Origin of the sequence: Nitrosomonas eutropha (assembly GCF_900116685.1) — a bacterium.
In the GTDB taxonomy this organism is placed as follows: Bacteria; Pseudomonadota; Gammaproteobacteria; order Burkholderiales; family Nitrosomonadaceae; genus Nitrosomonas; species Nitrosomonas eutropha_A.
Map to the genome: position 1 here is coordinate 1 of NZ_FPBL01000016.1, position 13,298 is coordinate 13,298.

15 protein-coding genes and 1 pseudogene are annotated in these 13,298 nt (G+C 58.9%); 1 reads left to right on the forward strand and 15 read right to left on the reverse strand.

All coding sequences use genetic code 11. The features are described 5' to 3' along the window. The 15 genes and pseudogenes from BM331_RS10705 to BM331_RS10775 all read right to left on the reverse strand — a co-directional run. Positions 1–188 (reverse strand): annotated as a pseudogene (locus BM331_RS10705) (hypothetical protein); the annotation flags it as partial. Positions 189–200: 12 nt separating this feature from the next. Next, complete coding sequence (locus tag BM331_RS10710) at positions 201–2,561, reverse strand: nitric oxide reductase activation protein NorD (protein WP_074929462.1); 2,361 nt, start codon at positions 2,559–2,561, stop codon at positions 201–203. A 22-nt stretch (positions 2,562–2,583) separates the two neighbouring features. Then, positions 2,584–3,420, reverse strand: a complete 837-nt coding sequence (locus BM331_RS10715) for a CbbQ/NirQ/NorQ/GpvN family protein (RefSeq protein ID WP_074929474.1) — start codon at positions 3,418–3,420, stop codon at positions 2,584–2,586. 120 nt (positions 3,421–3,540) lie between these two features. Beyond that, on the reverse strand, positions 3,541–3,777 hold the full coding sequence (locus BM331_RS10720; RefSeq protein WP_074929463.1) for a hypothetical protein: 237 nt from the start codon (positions 3,775–3,777) through the stop codon (positions 3,541–3,543). After that, complete coding sequence (gene parA, locus BM331_RS10725; RefSeq protein WP_074929475.1) at positions 3,774–4,403, reverse strand: ParA family partition ATPase; 630 nt, start codon at positions 4,401–4,403, stop codon at positions 3,774–3,776. Before parA ends, BM331_RS10720 begins: the two co-directional genes overlap by 4 nt. A gap of 11 nt (positions 4,404–4,414) precedes the next feature. Continuing rightward, a complete protein-coding gene (locus tag BM331_RS10730; RefSeq protein ID WP_074929464.1) occupies positions 4,415–4,681 on the reverse strand; it encodes a 4a-hydroxytetrahydrobiopterin dehydratase in 267 nt (88 codons plus the stop codon). A gap of 8 nt (positions 4,682–4,689) precedes the next feature. Continuing rightward, complete coding sequence (locus BM331_RS10735; protein ID WP_074929465.1) at positions 4,690–5,112, reverse strand: ferritin-like domain-containing protein; 423 nt, start codon at positions 5,110–5,112, stop codon at positions 4,690–4,692. A 20-nt stretch (positions 5,113–5,132) separates the two neighbouring features. Next, positions 5,133–5,471 carry an alpha-carboxysome major shell protein CsoS1 gene (locus BM331_RS10740; RefSeq protein WP_074929466.1) on the reverse strand — a complete coding sequence of 113 codons (339 nt, stop codon included), beginning with the start codon at positions 5,469–5,471 and terminating at the stop codon, positions 5,133–5,135. Between the two features lie 41 nt (positions 5,472–5,512). After that, positions 5,513–5,809: an alpha-carboxysome major shell protein CsoS1 gene (locus tag BM331_RS10745; protein WP_074929467.1), complete on the reverse strand. Its 297-nt coding sequence runs from the start codon at positions 5,807–5,809 to the stop codon at positions 5,513–5,515. Between the two features lie 100 nt (positions 5,810–5,909). After that, the gene (locus BM331_RS10750; protein ID WP_074929468.1) at positions 5,910–6,158 is read right to left on the reverse strand and encodes a carboxysome peptide B; all 249 of its coding nucleotides are present in this window, start codon (positions 6,156–6,158) and stop codon (positions 5,910–5,912) included. Next, positions 6,158–6,415 carry an alpha-carboxysome shell vertex protein CsoS4 gene (locus BM331_RS10755; RefSeq protein WP_074929469.1) on the reverse strand — a complete coding sequence of 86 codons (258 nt, stop codon included), beginning with the start codon at positions 6,413–6,415 and terminating at the stop codon, positions 6,158–6,160. The genes BM331_RS10750 and BM331_RS10755 overlap by 1 nt, the downstream gene beginning before the upstream one ends. Positions 6,416–6,435: 20 nt before the next feature. Beyond that, a complete protein-coding gene (locus tag BM331_RS10760) occupies positions 6,436–7,965 on the reverse strand; it encodes a carboxysome shell carbonic anhydrase (protein ID WP_074929470.1) in 1,530 nt (509 codons plus the stop codon). Positions 7,966–7,977: 12 nt separating this feature from the next. Continuing rightward, positions 7,978–10,689 carry an alpha-carboxysome scaffolding protein CsoS2 gene (locus BM331_RS10765; RefSeq protein WP_074929471.1) on the reverse strand — a complete coding sequence of 904 codons (2,712 nt, stop codon included), beginning with the start codon at positions 10,687–10,689 and terminating at the stop codon, positions 7,978–7,980. A gap of 101 nt (positions 10,690–10,790) precedes the next feature. Beyond that, positions 10,791–11,117 (reverse strand): ribulose bisphosphate carboxylase small subunit, encoded by a 327-nt coding sequence (locus tag BM331_RS10770; RefSeq protein WP_074929472.1) that lies wholly within the window; start codon positions 11,115–11,117, stop codon positions 10,791–10,793. An 84-nt stretch (positions 11,118–11,201) separates the two neighbouring features. After that, positions 11,202–12,623: a form I ribulose bisphosphate carboxylase large subunit gene (locus tag BM331_RS10775; protein ID WP_074929473.1), complete on the reverse strand. Its 1,422-nt coding sequence runs from the start codon at positions 12,621–12,623 to the stop codon at positions 11,202–11,204. Positions 12,624–12,822: 199 nt separating this feature from the next. On the opposite strand from BM331_RS10775, the gene BM331_RS10780 reads away from it, so the two are divergent. Next, the coding region (locus BM331_RS10780; RefSeq protein ID WP_143100960.1) for a LysR family transcriptional regulator at positions 12,823–13,298 on the forward strand (476 nt) is incomplete at its 3' end.

The following is a 13,298-nucleotide window of genomic DNA, read 5'->3' on the forward strand; positions in this document are numbered from 1 at the left end:
ATGCGCACATTGGTCTTTTTCAGCGCGATGTTCGAAAGGTGATGGACCGCCATGCCGGGAGCGACTTCGATCCACATGCAGGCGTCGCCCGGCACTGGCAGAAAGCCTTGTGACGAGGTGGCGAGATAAGATGCGAGCTGCGGTTGCAGTGCGTCGAGAAATACGAAGGTGCGCAAGCTGATTTTCATTGCATGGCGCCCTTAACGTGTGAGGCTCATGTAGAGCGTCGGCAATTTCTCCGGTAGGCGCTCGACCTCGTCAATGACGGTGAAGTTCTTAGCCCCAAAAATACGCGACACATATTGGTCGGCATGCGGATCGAGGGACAACGCGTACACCGTGATGCCCTTGCTCGCGAGTTCTTCGATAGCATGTTTGGTATCATGGCGCAGATATTGCGGATCGTACACGTCGTTGTCGGCCGGTTCGCCGTCGGTGATGACAAAAATTACCCGCTTGGATTTGAGCTGCTGCGCCAGATAATGTCCGGCGTGACGCAACGCTGCGCCCATGCGTGTGGAAAGATGGCCCTTCATGCCGGCTAAGCGAGCCTTGGCGATGTCACCATATGGCTGGTCGAAATCCTTGAAACGGTGATAATGCACGTCGTGCCGTCCATCTGAGCAAAAGCCGTGGATTGCAAATGGGTCGCCGATGCGATCGAGCGCGTTGGCGAATAATACGGTGGCCGCGCGGGTGAGATCCATTATCGTGTAGTCGTGTCCACGCACCTTGTCATTGGACGACTCGGACATGTCCAGCAGCACCATCACTGCAAGCTCGCGCAGCGTGCGCTTGTGCCGCATCATGATGCGCGGGTCCGGTAGTTGGCCCATGCGGATATCGATCATCGCGCGCACTGCGGCGTTGATATCGAGATCGTCGCCGTCCTCGACGTGCCGGATGCGTTGCATGCCTTGCGGTACTATCGATTCGATCAGGAATTTCAGCCGCGAGATCACCGGCTTATTTTCGATGATGATGTTCTCGATGACTGCGAGTTCGCCCACGGGTGGATGGCGCTCGAGCACGGTGACCCAGTTCGGGCGTTCAAGCTGGATCTTATAGTCCCATTCGGGATAATAGAAAGGTTCGGAAGTTGGCGGTCGGCCTTCGAGTTCGTTGATGCTGACACCGTCATCGAACAGATATTCGGTCGGCAGTTCCCAGACTTCCTGCGCGTCATCACCGGCGAACTCGTTATCCACCTCGTTGACCATTTCCATCAGGCTGACTTTTTTGCGTACCTGTTGCCGCGTTTGCCAGGTGGCTTCCAGTGCCTGGGCCTCGTCGTACTCTTCGAGCTGCCATACTGCCCGGTTGTCGTCGCGGTAGATCGCGCTTAAGCGATGGTCGGTACGGTTGTTGAACTCGGGCAGCGGCAGCTCGAAGAGCTTGTGCGATAAGTCTATGCCGAGGTTCCAGCTTGTCTGGTTGGTCGAAAGATCGGTCTGCGCGTGAAACGCCACCACGGCCTCACGCACCCACGGATGAGGATCGTGGCTCTGCTCTTCAAGCAGGGCGCGGCCCAGGCGGTCGAGCAGTTCGCCTATGCTCTGCGGCTCACGAGAGTAATCGAACACCGGATGCAGTGTCAGCCAGGCTTCGCGCATGTTCGGAAACTGCCGGATTGACAGCTCTTCGACCCGCGCATCTTCGAATACCTCAATCACCGCCATTTGCGCTGGATGCAACATCTGCATGGACAGCGGCTGTTGAGTGAACACCAGATGCGCAGCACAATGGTTAACTGCGGCGCGGTAGATCTCTAGTGCTGGCACGCATTGCTCGGGCGGCGTATCGGGGCCCAGTGGCTTGTAATTGTCGTAGGCATCGGCAATATGAATGACGTAATGCTCAATGTAGGGCTTTAACTCTTCACGGCTTTCGTAATCGCCGGAAGTAGGGCGCAGGAAAAAATCACGTCCCCACATTGCGCGCTGATAGATGTTCAAGCGACGCTGAATGTCGACGAACAGCGTGCCCTTGCGCTCCTGCTGCAGCACAGCCAGCGCGTCGGCGCTTTGCAGAGAAAAGTACGCTACCTGACCGTCTAAATCGCTGCGATACGCCTGTGCGCCCCATTGCACCCAGCGCCGCAGGCCGCCCAGAGTGAGCTGGGTAAGCAGACGGTCCAGGTTTTCCAGCATCGGTCGCAGGCCGCGAGGTGCCTGGGTCAGCATGATCTCGAGCACTTTCAGATAACTGACGAATAGGCCGGCATCGCTCAAGCGCTGTGCCGCTAACGGCGCTGTGCCGACGATCAGCGCAAGCACATGGCCCGAGGTTTTGGATGCCATGCCAAGGAGGAAGTTGACTAGGTCAGGCAGTGCTTCCTCACCCACTCCGCGCGCCAACTCGGGCATGGATTGGATGAAACCGACCACAAGGTCCTCCCCGCGGCCGAGGTGATGCAACGCGACCGCTCCTTTGAGGTAGTTATCTAAGCCACGCGGCGTGAGTGTGCGCGCCGCCTCGTTCCAAGACGCGCGCAGCAGTTCCTGCGCACTGCCGGGCAGCTCGTCGAGCAAACTCTGGAATTCTTCAAGGTGAATAGCCATAATGCGAGACCCATGTCGCCCATCAGAAGTAGGTGGTTACAGCCGCATCAAGCGCATCGCGCATGTCGGGGTCGTCGGTGATCGGTCGCACCAGGGCGACGCGGCACGCCGCCAGCGGCGCCACGCCCTGCGTGATCAAACGGCCAGCATAGATCAGCATGCGGGTAGAAATGCCTTCGTCGAGCCCGTGTCCTTTCAGGTTGCGCGCACGCTCAGCAATATGCACCAGGTTTTTCGCCACGTCCATACTCACGCCGCTTTCATGCGCGATGATTTCGGCCTCAACTTCATGTTCCGGATAGTTAAAATCTAAGGCACCGAAACGCTGCTTGGTTGATTGTTTGAGATCTTTCATCAGGGACTGGTAACCCGGGTTGTACGAGATAACGACTTGGAAATCGGGGTGTGCCTCGATGATCTCGCCTTTTTTCTCCAATGGAAGAATGCGCCGCGCATCGGTCAGTGGATGAATCACAACCGTGGTGTCTTGCCGTGCCTCGACCACCTCGTCTAGATAGCAGATCGCACCGTAACGCGACGCCAGCGCCAGCGGTCCGTCCTGCCAGCGCGTACCGCTGGCGTCGAGCAAGAAGCGGCCGACCAGGTCGGAGGCAGTCATATCTTCGTTGCATGCCACGGTGATCAGCGGTTTGCCGAGCTTCCACGCCATGTATTCGACAAAACGGGTCTTGCCGCAGCCGGTGGGTCCTTTGAGCATGATGGGCATACGCACCGAATACGCTGCCTCGTACAGCGCAACTTCATCGCCGATGGCGCGATAGTACGGTTCACGGGTCACATGATAGCTGTCGAGCGAACCCGGTGTCGGCGCAACGACGGCCGTTGCCGGCAGCGACATCGCTTGCGCCTCCTGGGTTGAAGTCGTGGAACGGTAGGATGCATTCCACCGGGGCATATAGGTTCGCGTCAGGTTTTCGTTACTCATAATGATATCCAGAATTCTTCGGTTCGACCGGGTTTAGTCCGGCCACACGCGGTCGGGAAAAAGCGCCTGGGCACTCGAAGCCGGCTCAGGGTTCGCCACAGTACTCTGGCTGTGTGCAGGCGCAGTGGTTTGCTGAGCCGGCTCGGCTTGTATGTTTGTTTGTTTGGTGTCGGTGTCCTCAGCTGCCGCACGCGGCGCAGTGACCTTGGAAGGCGTGGTGGATTTGGCCTGACGCACACTGCTGGCAAGCTTGTCTTTGATGCTGGTCATGATGCAACAACCTCCTGGATGATGGCTTCTATTTCTGCGGCGGCAGCCTGCCCGCGCGCACCCATTTGAAACACAGATACGCCTTCGAGTGCGGCCGTTTTGTAGATGCTGCGCCGGCGTACCGATGTTTGCAGCACCGGCAGTCCGAACTCGGCCAGTGCTTCCTGCATCGCCGCCGATAGCGCACTGCGTGCTTCGATCTGATTAAGAAGCAAAAAGGCTCTCAGATTTGAACAGCGTTTTCGCGCCTCGTCGATCTCCTGCGGCAAGCGCAGGCTGGCCCACAGGTCAACGGGCGAAGGCAGGACCGGGATCAGCGCGATATCGCAGGTCTGCAGCGCAAACGTAGCGGCGCGGGTGTCGACCGATGGCGGGCAGTCCAGCACGATGTAGTCGAAAGCACGGAATTCCTTGCGCAAATTTGGCATGGCGGTGCCCACTCTAAGCTGCTTGACTGTGGCGGGAAAGGCCGTAGTGCCGGCCGCCGCCCATTGCGTGGCCGAGGATTGCGGGTCAAGATCGACCACTACTACTGGCGCCTGCCGCGCCAGCCCGGCAGCGAGGTTCATCGCCACCGTAGTCTTGCCGGCACCGCCTTTTTGGTTGGTGATCGCGATGACACGCATGTCAGCCACGATCACTTCCCCCGTTCGGCCAGCGCTGAGATGTGTGCGGCAAAGGCTTCATCCTGCGGCGCGAGGGTCTTGCCGTCGGCCGCTTCGAGCGTGACGTTGACGTAGGTGGTACCGAAATTGATATTCTGTGGATGCCGCTTGAACTCATCGCACAGAACTGACAAGGCATCGAGAAATACGCGCGTCTGGGCATAACGCTCGAAGGCAAAGCGCTTGTACAACGTCGGCGGCTTGTCGCGCCGTTCCCAGTCTTGCAATTCGTCGCTCATGTCGAGGCTCATCCGGATTTGGTGCGCATAATGTGTTCGAGATGCTCCCGCTCCTGCGCTAACAACGATTGGAACAGTGCTGTCGAGTCCTGGTCACGCAAGCGCTGTGCATGCATTAGCGCATCGGTATAGAGTTGAACGGCCTGCACTTCGATTTGTTGGTCATGAGCGAGCAACTCCTGTGCAGTGCGGCCCAGGCGAACAACGGGCAGCTGTCCACCGGAAGGTGCTACGCCGAGTAGGATCTGACGCTCCATCAAGCGTTCGGCGTGTTCCAGCTCTTCGAAGGCTTCGGCACGCAGGCGTGCCGAAAGTTCCACATCCCCCCAAAGACGCGCGAGCACGCTTTGTGCGAGGTATTGTTGAACGGCTCCCATCTCGTGGTTTAGCGCGCGTGCTAGCCACCCCAAGGTTCTCGGATCGACAGCCATGGCAGGAAACGATCCCTCGATCAGCTACGCGTAGAAGTGATCTCGGCATCGCGACCGCCGCCGCTGACGTCTGGCTGGGTCGGCAGTATTCCCTCGACTTCGCTGTGCACGCGAGCAATGATGTGCGCAGCCACCAGGCCGTCACCCACACGCTCGCAAGCATCGGCGCCCGCACGAACTGCGGCGTTGACCGCGCCGGTTTCACCGCGTACCAGCACGGTGACGTAGCCGCCGCCGACGAACTGCCGGCCGATCAGACGCACTTCAGCAGCCTTGGTCATCGCATCGGCCGCTTCGATCGCGGGAACCAGACCGCGGGTTTCAATCATTCCCAAGGCAATGCCGTTTACGTTAGTCATGTTGCTGTCCTCGTAGTCGTTTCAAGAAAGATAGGGGCTTCTTAGGCACTCGGAGCCTTGGGCAGTATGCCCTCGACTTCGCTGTGTACGCGAGCAATGATGTGCGCAGCCACCAGGCCGTCACCCACACGCTCGCAAGCATCGGCGCCCGCACGAACTGCGGCGTTGACCGCGCCAGTTTCACCGCGTACCATCACGGTGACGTAGCCGCCGCCGACGAACTGACGCGAGATCAGACGTACTTCAGCAGCCTTGGTCATCGCATCGGCCGCTTCGATCGCGGGAACCAGACCGCGGGTTTCAATCATTCCCAGGGCAATGCCCATCGTCTCTGCCATTTTCTTACTCCTTTAGTCAAAAAATTGGTTGAACTGCCACTTCCCTGCACTCAAACGCCCGCCATGCGTGCGCCGTTTTGCTCTTTGCTCACCGCGTTGGTCACGCCTCCTTCCAGCCATCAATGATGCCGCAGATGGTCAGGTCGGTGACCACTGTTCGATCAGGCATGGCCATACGTGCGGCGGTGCCTGACGCGGTGAATACCCATTTGCCCGGCGGCGCGCCGACCGCGTCGGACGCCACCATAATTTCACCCTTCTGTCCTTTCAGTACGCGCAACGACGCCGAGCCGAGCCCTGGCACACGCCGGGTGCAAACCAGTTCGTCGACGACGCGCCAGATCTCCATCAGATCGCCTCCGGGTTCCAGTGGTCGATGATGCCGACGATCGTCAGGTCGGATGGAAAATCCCTGGCACCAGCCGCATCTCTTGCTGCTGAGGAACCGACACAGATCACCCAGTCGCCCGGGATACAGCCCACCGCATCGACGGCCACGCTGCGCGTTCCGCCGGGTTTTTCCTGCACGACCAGCAGCGGGCGATGTCCAAAGGCGTCGATGCGGTTGGTCGACACCAGGGTTTTTTCGACTCGCATGATTCGCATAGCGTTTTAGTCCTCGATGCTCAATGATCCGCTGTGACTTCGTCGGCCACGAAGTCACAGCACTCGTCGCCCGCGCGCTCACTCACCGCAATCGCGCAATTAAGTAGACCCCTGGCGGCCAGATCGGGATAGCGCGCCCTGATCGCGTCACGCACCCGCCGACCCCGCGCAACTGCCCGCGCGCGCGATTCTGGAATCCGGGCATCATATTCGAAATGCACCAGCACCGGGACCGGCAGACCGTGCGCGATATTGAGCTTGGCGAAGATATCGATCCCGACATCTATGTCGGGTGCTCCTTCCTCGATAGTGTCGAGATGGGCGAAATAAAACAGGTTGCGCAATTGCAGCGGCCGAACCGCGTCGCCGGCGACGATGCATTCCTCGTCGTGCCCGATGGTTGCGTAGCGCCCAGTGTGATGCTTGATGACGTATTCGATCTGCGACAGATTAGCTTCGGCCAGCGCAGACACCAAACGGCGCATGCCATCATGCATCCGCCCTTGGCCCTGGCCCCAACCGCCGGTATTCTCGACGTCGGCGATCATCTCGGCGATGCATGCGCGCGCCGCCTCGTCGGACAGCCCGAGCGTCTCGCGGTAGATCCTCACGGTTTCGATGTAGCGATGCGAATTGACGTCGCCGTACGAATCAGGAAGATGAATGCGCAAAGCGTCCAGATCGGTATCGACTCCGATCAGCAGCACGTCGGGCGCTGCGCCAACGCCGAAACTACGATCGATCGCCTCGCGCAGTTCATCCAAGCGGCCGAGCGCCGACTCGGTGGCTTGGCGATCGTTGCTGCCATGCGCGGCACAACCGTGACCGTTATGCGAGGAGCTACTGAAGTGGTAGACGGCGATCTTGAGATAGTTCAGACGCTCGCCATCGACCATCGCGCCTGACAGTCGCTCGACTTCGCGCTGCGCCCAGTCGCATACATCGACTTCGATGTCGAACAGCGCGCCCGCATAGGCCTTCACCTGCACGTTTGGCCCAGGCAAAATGCGCAGCACATAAGAGCTCATGCCCTGCAGCCGGCCATCCGAACAGGGGCTGATATCCACCGTGTGGTAGCCGCAGGATCGCAAAAAGTTTTCATCGAGCGGCATACGCTGACGCCAGCCGGCCTGCTCGGTTCGTGCATTCTCGACGCATGACTTCAGGACGCTGAATATGCAATGCGAATGCAGGGCCGACAAATCCAGCCCGCACACCCAGGCATCCTCAAACATCTGCGACGGCAGATCGAAACCGAGTTGTTCGCGGGCAAGCTGCTGCGCGCGCTCGGTGAAGTTCTCGTCGTGCTGATGCGTGGAGATGCGTTTGAGCACCTCGACGATGCGGGTGAAGCGCGATCGCACTGTCCGCTCGTAGTCGAACAATAGGCGATTAAGGTCGCGATCCACGAGCGGGTGCTCGCAGCTCTGCCCGCTGCCAATCACGCAAGCAGGATGCTCGAGCACTTCTGAGATGCTGCCCGCATCGGCCATGCCCATCGGCCCAACGCTACTGCGCCGCAATGCCTGCATACGTTGTCGCGTGTTCATCGTCTCTTATCCTCAGCCGCGCGCGCCGCCCGAAACAGTGATGGTTGCGCCTCTGCCGGTATTGCCGGACGAACCAGTAATGACCGATTCAGGCACATCAGGACGCTCTAGTTCGCGGAACTTCACTGCGTTGACGCCAACGCCGCGCGGTTGGCCGCGCATCGAAGGGTTGCGTACCCGGCTAGACGAGCCTTCGGTGCCGGTAACCCGGGTGTTGGTATTCCAGGCATCGCCCGAAATGCGCGTCCCTTGCTGACTGCCCTCGCCGCTCAGTCGCAGTGCAGCAGCGACGACTTCATCCTGTCGCACCTGGCCGCGAGACGTGTCGCCATGCCGGAACTCCGGCGTTCCGGTGATCAGGCCATCGGCCTTGTTGATCGTCCCGGTAATACGTGAGTTGTTGCTCAGCGCGTTGCCGGTGAGATTATCTCCCTGGTACTCACGCACCGGACTTTGGGCCTGGCGATGACGCGACGGCGGCACAATGCTGAAATCCTTCGGTGCGAGCGTCTGCGGTGCGACATCGAAAGTGCGTCCGCGCGGAACGAAACGGCTGCTAGTTGCGCATTGGCCGGGCATGTTGTCCGGCCCGAGATATGGCGTTCCCGAAATTGGCTCGCAAGCGCCGCGCTCATCGCCGGTCATGCGCGACCCACCTGCGCCCGGACGGTCGCCGGTCACGACGCTGGCTGGAATCACGGCGCTGTCGCGTACGCGCGCCGCCTGAGCATCGAGGCTCGGAGCCGGGCAAAATTCCTGAATTTGCGACATTCCCGAGTACTGCGTGCCACTGATGGGGGCGCAAGTACCAGCTTCGTTGCCGGTGACGTTGGTAGCACGGCCCGGATAGCTGCCGGAAACCGGCTGGCCCCGCAACGTACTATCGAAGACGATCTTATTCACGGATTGTACTGTCGATGACTGTCCTGGCGGGCAAACGGCTGCAAGTTGCTGAGTGCTGATATAGTCGGTGCCGGTGACGGATTTGCACCCATAGGATTCGTCACCCGTCAATTTTGGGCTGGGAGCAACCTCCGAACCGGTAATGACACGACCGGCGAGGGTGTGCATCGTGCTGACTTTGTTCGGCCCGGATGCGTCGCAAAGACCTGCAAAATCGGCCGTCGTGTAATACTGGCTTCCGGTAATCGCTCGGCAGGAACCAACCTCATTGCCGGTTACCTTGGACGAGCGGTCGACGGAAGCACCCGAGATGGCTTGCGCGCCGTGTGTTGACATCACACTGACCTTGCGTGGCACTGTCGGCGCATTGGTATGGCACAAGTCGCTGAATTGCTCGGCGGAGAGGTATTCGGTGCCGGTGATCACGCGGCAGCTACCGGCTTCATCGCCGGTGAGGCGTTCGCTACGGCCTACCAGAGTGCCCGTGACAGTCTTGCCCGAACCGGTGTGTGTGATCGCAATCTTGTTTGGCGCATTATCACTTTCCGGCGGGCGGCCGTAGCGCGTACCAGTGATCGATTGATCAGCGCCATACTCTGCACCGGTGATTTTGCGCGGCCGATCGACCAGGGAGCCAGACACGGTCATGCCCTCATCGGTGGAAACCAGCGCGACTTTCTCCGGCGATGGCGCCGGGCGTGTGCCGCAAAACTGCTTGAAGAGCTCGGTGGACAGGTATTCGGTGCCAGTCACGGGATGGCAAACGCCCGCTTCGTCACCGGTAGTCTTGGTCGAGCGGCCCAGCGCTGTGCCAGTGATCCTTTGTTCGCGCAGGGTGCGGCTCATCTCAACCTTGGACACACCCGGCTCGGCGCGTACACCACAGATGGTTTGAAACTGTTCCGTGCCGATGTATTCGGTGCCGGTGATGCTGCGACAGGATCCCGGTTCGTTGCCGGTGACCTTGATACTGCGCTCGACCATGGTACCGGTCACAGCTTGACCAGACAAAGTGTGCCCTTCCTCGACCTTGATCGGCACTTGCTTGTCGTCGCTCGTCTTAATCCGTCCTTTCGGCCTGGAAGCGGCGCTGCTCGACAGGCCGGCGCGACCCGCGAGCGACTGCACGCGACGATGCCGCATCGCGATCTGTCTTCCGGTAGCTCCTTTGATCATCGCAGCTTGCCAATCCTGCCCCGGCATCGCAGCGGCAATCTTGGTCGCCTGGGCAACCCGCTTGAGCCCGGCTTTGCCATCTTGTGTCAACGCGGCGCGGCGCATCTTGGCCAGCGCGCGCCCAGTCGCCTGCTCGGCGACGACAGTTGCACGCTGCACGCTTTCCTGCACTGCAGCAACCATGGTCATCGACACTTCGGCGGCTGCCGCGCGTTGTATCAGCTCTTCGCCTGAAGAGGCGTGCTGAGTCCGGCATTCGCACTGCGCATCGCAATCGCACCTGATCGCGGCGGATGGGCGCAAATGCGCGCTCGGGCGAGTTTGATTTTTAGCAGTTTGCAACGCCGCCTTGCCAACGCTGGCAAGCGCTTGTCGTCGCGCCCGTGCAGCCGATACGGCTGCTGCCGGTAAAGGTTCAGTGCGCGTCAAAACCTGCGCGACCGATACCGCCGCAGTAACAGGAATCCGCGAACTGTACCAGGCAGTAGCGGCTTTGCCTGCATTCATGGTGATGTCTGCGCTGCACTGCGCAGACGTTTTGGCGATGGCGGCTTTGCCTTGACGGGCCATCGCCTGGCGACGCTGGAGCGCCAGTTCGCGCCCGGATAGGTTCGCATTGGCATAACCTGATGCAGCGATTGTCATAAGAGCCTCAGCACTTGAGTTCATTTCAGGCGTTCACTGGCCGCACTGGGTAGTTCGATTTTATGCAGCCAGAGCCCGCCCCTGGGATGGGCCCGCTCGTTTTAGCGGTAAACAACGAAAGCCACACCCTGGCTTTGCGAGTAGTTGTCATAAGCGATGAAACGCACCATTTGATCGGGGAATTCTCGATGACAGGCCTCGATCTCGGCTAGTACGACGTCAACCGATTGCTCGCCGAACATCGGCAGCTTCCACATATGCCAAAAACTTACCCTGGCAGGTGTTCCCTTGGCGGTGTGCTCAACTGCAGGGTTCCAACCTTGGGCAATGGCGTAGGCGATCTGACGACGCACTTGTTCGGGCGTCATCTGGGGAAGATACGAAAAAGTTTCGTATTCCTTTGTTGAGTGATAGGCGTGAATGGCCATAGCTATATCCTTTCGAAATTAGGAATCGAATCCGATCGGCGCAGTCTCACTGGAACGCAGATCGATCGAATTTGGTTTGAAACATTACTTGTGGGCAATGTCGAGCTTGTCAACCGTATCAAACTCGAACTTGATCTCTTTCCAGGTTTCCATGGCGATCTTCAGTTCGGGCGAGTGCTGAGCCGCGGCGGTAAGGATCTCGCGACCTTCTTTCTCGATCTGACGGCCTTCATTACGCGCCTGTACGCAGGCTTCGAGCGCAACGCGGTTGGCGTGTGCACCTGCAGCGTTGCCCCAAGGATGACCGAGCGTGCCGCCGCCGAACTGCAGCACCGCGTCGTCACCAAAAATGGTGACCAGTGCAGGCATGTGCCACACGTGGATACCACCGGACGCGACGGCGAAAGCGCCGGGCATCGAGCCCCAGTCCTGATCGAAGAAAATGCCACGCGAGCGATCTTCCGGTACGAAGGATTCGCGCAACAGATCGATCCAGCCCAATGTGGAAGCGCGATCACCTTCCAGCTTGCCCACCACAGTACCAGTATGCAGGTGGTCTCCGCCGGACAGGCGCAGAATCTTGGTCAATACGCGGAAGTGGATACCATGGTGCGGATTGCGATCGAGCACGGCATGCATGGCACGGTGGACGTGCAGCAGCATTCCGTTATTACGACACCAGTTTGCTAGACCAGCGTTAGCGCAAAGACCGCCGGCAAGGTAATCGTGCATGATGATCGGCGCACCAATTTCTTTGGCGAACTCTGCGCGCTTGTACATCTCTTCAGGCGTCGGCGCGGTAACGTTCAGATAGTGACCTTTGCGCTCGCCGGTCTCGGCTTCGGCTTTCAGTGTGGCTTCCTGTACGAACTCGAAACGATCGCGCCAGCGCATGAATGGCTGAGAACTGATGTTCTCGTCGTCTTTGGTGAAGTCCAAACCGCCGCGCAAACACTCGTACACCGCACGACCATAGTTTTTGGCCGACAAGCCCAGTTTTGGTTTGATGGTGCAGCCCAGCAGCGGCCGACCATACTTGTTCATCTTGTCGCGTTCCACCTGGATGCCGCTTGGAGGGCCGCCGCAGGTCTTCACAAATGCGATCGGGAAACGTAAGTCTTCCAGGCGCAAGGCACGAATCGCCTTGAAACCGAACACATTGCCCACCAGAGAGGTAAACACGCTAACGACTGAACCTTCTTCAAAAAGGTCGATAGGATACGCAACAAAAGCATAAAAACACGTATCGTCGCCCGGTACGTCCTCGAGCCGATAGGCGCGACCCTTGTAGTAATCGAGGTCGGTCAGCAGATCAGTCCACACTGTAGTCCAAGTGCCGCAGGACGATTCTGCGGCCACCGCCGCTGCCGCCTCTTCGCGGTCGACGCCAGGCTGTGGGGTAATTTTAAAACACGCCAGAATGTCGGTGTCTAGCGGTACGTAATCCGGTTGCCAGTAAGTTTGCCGGTACTCTTGTACACCGGACTGATAGGTCTTGATTGCCATGTTTTGATGACTCCTTAAAGCTCGCTGCTCGCGAGAACTAAACGACGAAGGAAAATTTGTTCAGCACAATCGACCAAGGCATCAATCCTGGTCTTAGGGATAGATTCATCGATTTGCCTACAGACATTTTATCGAATGAAATCATAAAATACAATTCGAGTTTCTGATAAAATACATTAGATAAATTTATGTAAAAATTATGCATCTGACCATTCGCCAACTGCAGATTTTCGACGCCGTCATGCGTCGCCAGAGCTTCACGCGCGCAGCTGACGTGCTGCACCTGACGCAACCTGCCGTATCAATGCAGATGCGACAGCTCGAAGAGCAAGTCGGCGTACCCTTGTTCGACCAGGTCGGCAAACAGATCCAGCCCACCGACGCCGGGCGCGAGCTGCACCGTCACGCGATTATCATCGCGACGAAAATGCAGGACCTCAGCACCGCAATGGAAGAATTCAGTGGTCTGCGCCGAGGTGAATTGGATCTGGTGGTGGCGAGCACCGCGAATTACTTCGCGCCCAAGCTGATTGCTGCATTCTGCAGCCAGCACGCCAAAGTGCAGGTGCGGTTGCAAGTGTCGAATCAGGAACGGATCCTGAACATGCTGACCACGTCGAACAAGGATCTGGCGATCATGGGACAGCCGCCGAAGGATGCGGAATTGGTCGCTCA

What these genes read in the sequence shown, in the direction of transcription:
- BM331_RS10710 (WP_074929462.1), bottom strand. Translation starts at nt 2,561, where the DNA reads ATGGCTATTCACCTTGAAGAATTCCAGAGTTTGCTCGACGAGCTGCCC.
- BM331_RS10715 (WP_074929474.1), bottom strand. Translation starts at nt 3,420, where the DNA reads ATGTCGCTGCCGGCAACGGCCGTCGTTGCGCCGACACCGGGTTCGCTC.
- BM331_RS10720 (WP_074929463.1), bottom strand. Translation starts at nt 3,777, where the DNA reads ATGACCAGCATCAAAGACAAGCTTGCCAGCAGTGTGCGTCAGGCCAAA.
- parA (WP_074929475.1), bottom strand. Translation starts at nt 4,403, where the DNA reads ATGCGTGTCATCGCGATCACCAACCAAAAAGGCGGTGCCGGCAAGACT.
- BM331_RS10730 (WP_074929464.1), bottom strand. Translation starts at nt 4,681, where the DNA reads ATGAGCGACGAATTGCAAGACTGGGAACGGCGCGACAAGCCGCCGACG.
- BM331_RS10735 (WP_074929465.1), bottom strand. Translation starts at nt 5,112, where the DNA reads ATGGCTGTCGATCCGAGAACCTTGGGGTGGCTAGCACGCGCGCTAAAC.
- BM331_RS10740 (WP_074929466.1), bottom strand. Translation starts at nt 5,471, where the DNA reads ATGACTAACGTAAACGGCATTGCCTTGGGAATGATTGAAACCCGCGGT.
- BM331_RS10745 (WP_074929467.1), bottom strand. Translation starts at nt 5,809, where the DNA reads ATGGCAGAGACGATGGGCATTGCCCTGGGAATGATTGAAACCCGCGGT.
- BM331_RS10750 (WP_074929468.1), bottom strand. Translation starts at nt 6,158, where the DNA reads ATGGAGATCTGGCGCGTCGTCGACGAACTGGTTTGCACCCGGCGTGTG.
- BM331_RS10755 (WP_074929469.1), bottom strand. Translation starts at nt 6,415, where the DNA reads ATGCGAATCATGCGAGTCGAAAAAACCCTGGTGTCGACCAACCGCATC.
- BM331_RS10760 (WP_074929470.1), bottom strand. Translation starts at nt 7,965, where the DNA reads ATGAACACGCGACAACGTATGCAGGCATTGCGGCGCAGTAGCGTTGGG.
- BM331_RS10765 (WP_074929471.1), bottom strand. Translation starts at nt 10,689, where the DNA reads ATGACAATCGCTGCATCAGGTTATGCCAATGCGAACCTATCCGGGCGC.
- BM331_RS10770 (WP_074929472.1), bottom strand. Translation starts at nt 11,117, where the DNA reads ATGGCCATTCACGCCTATCACTCAACAAAGGAATACGAAACTTTTTCG.
- BM331_RS10775 (WP_074929473.1), bottom strand. Translation starts at nt 12,623, where the DNA reads ATGGCAATCAAGACCTATCAGTCCGGTGTACAAGAGTACCGGCAAACT.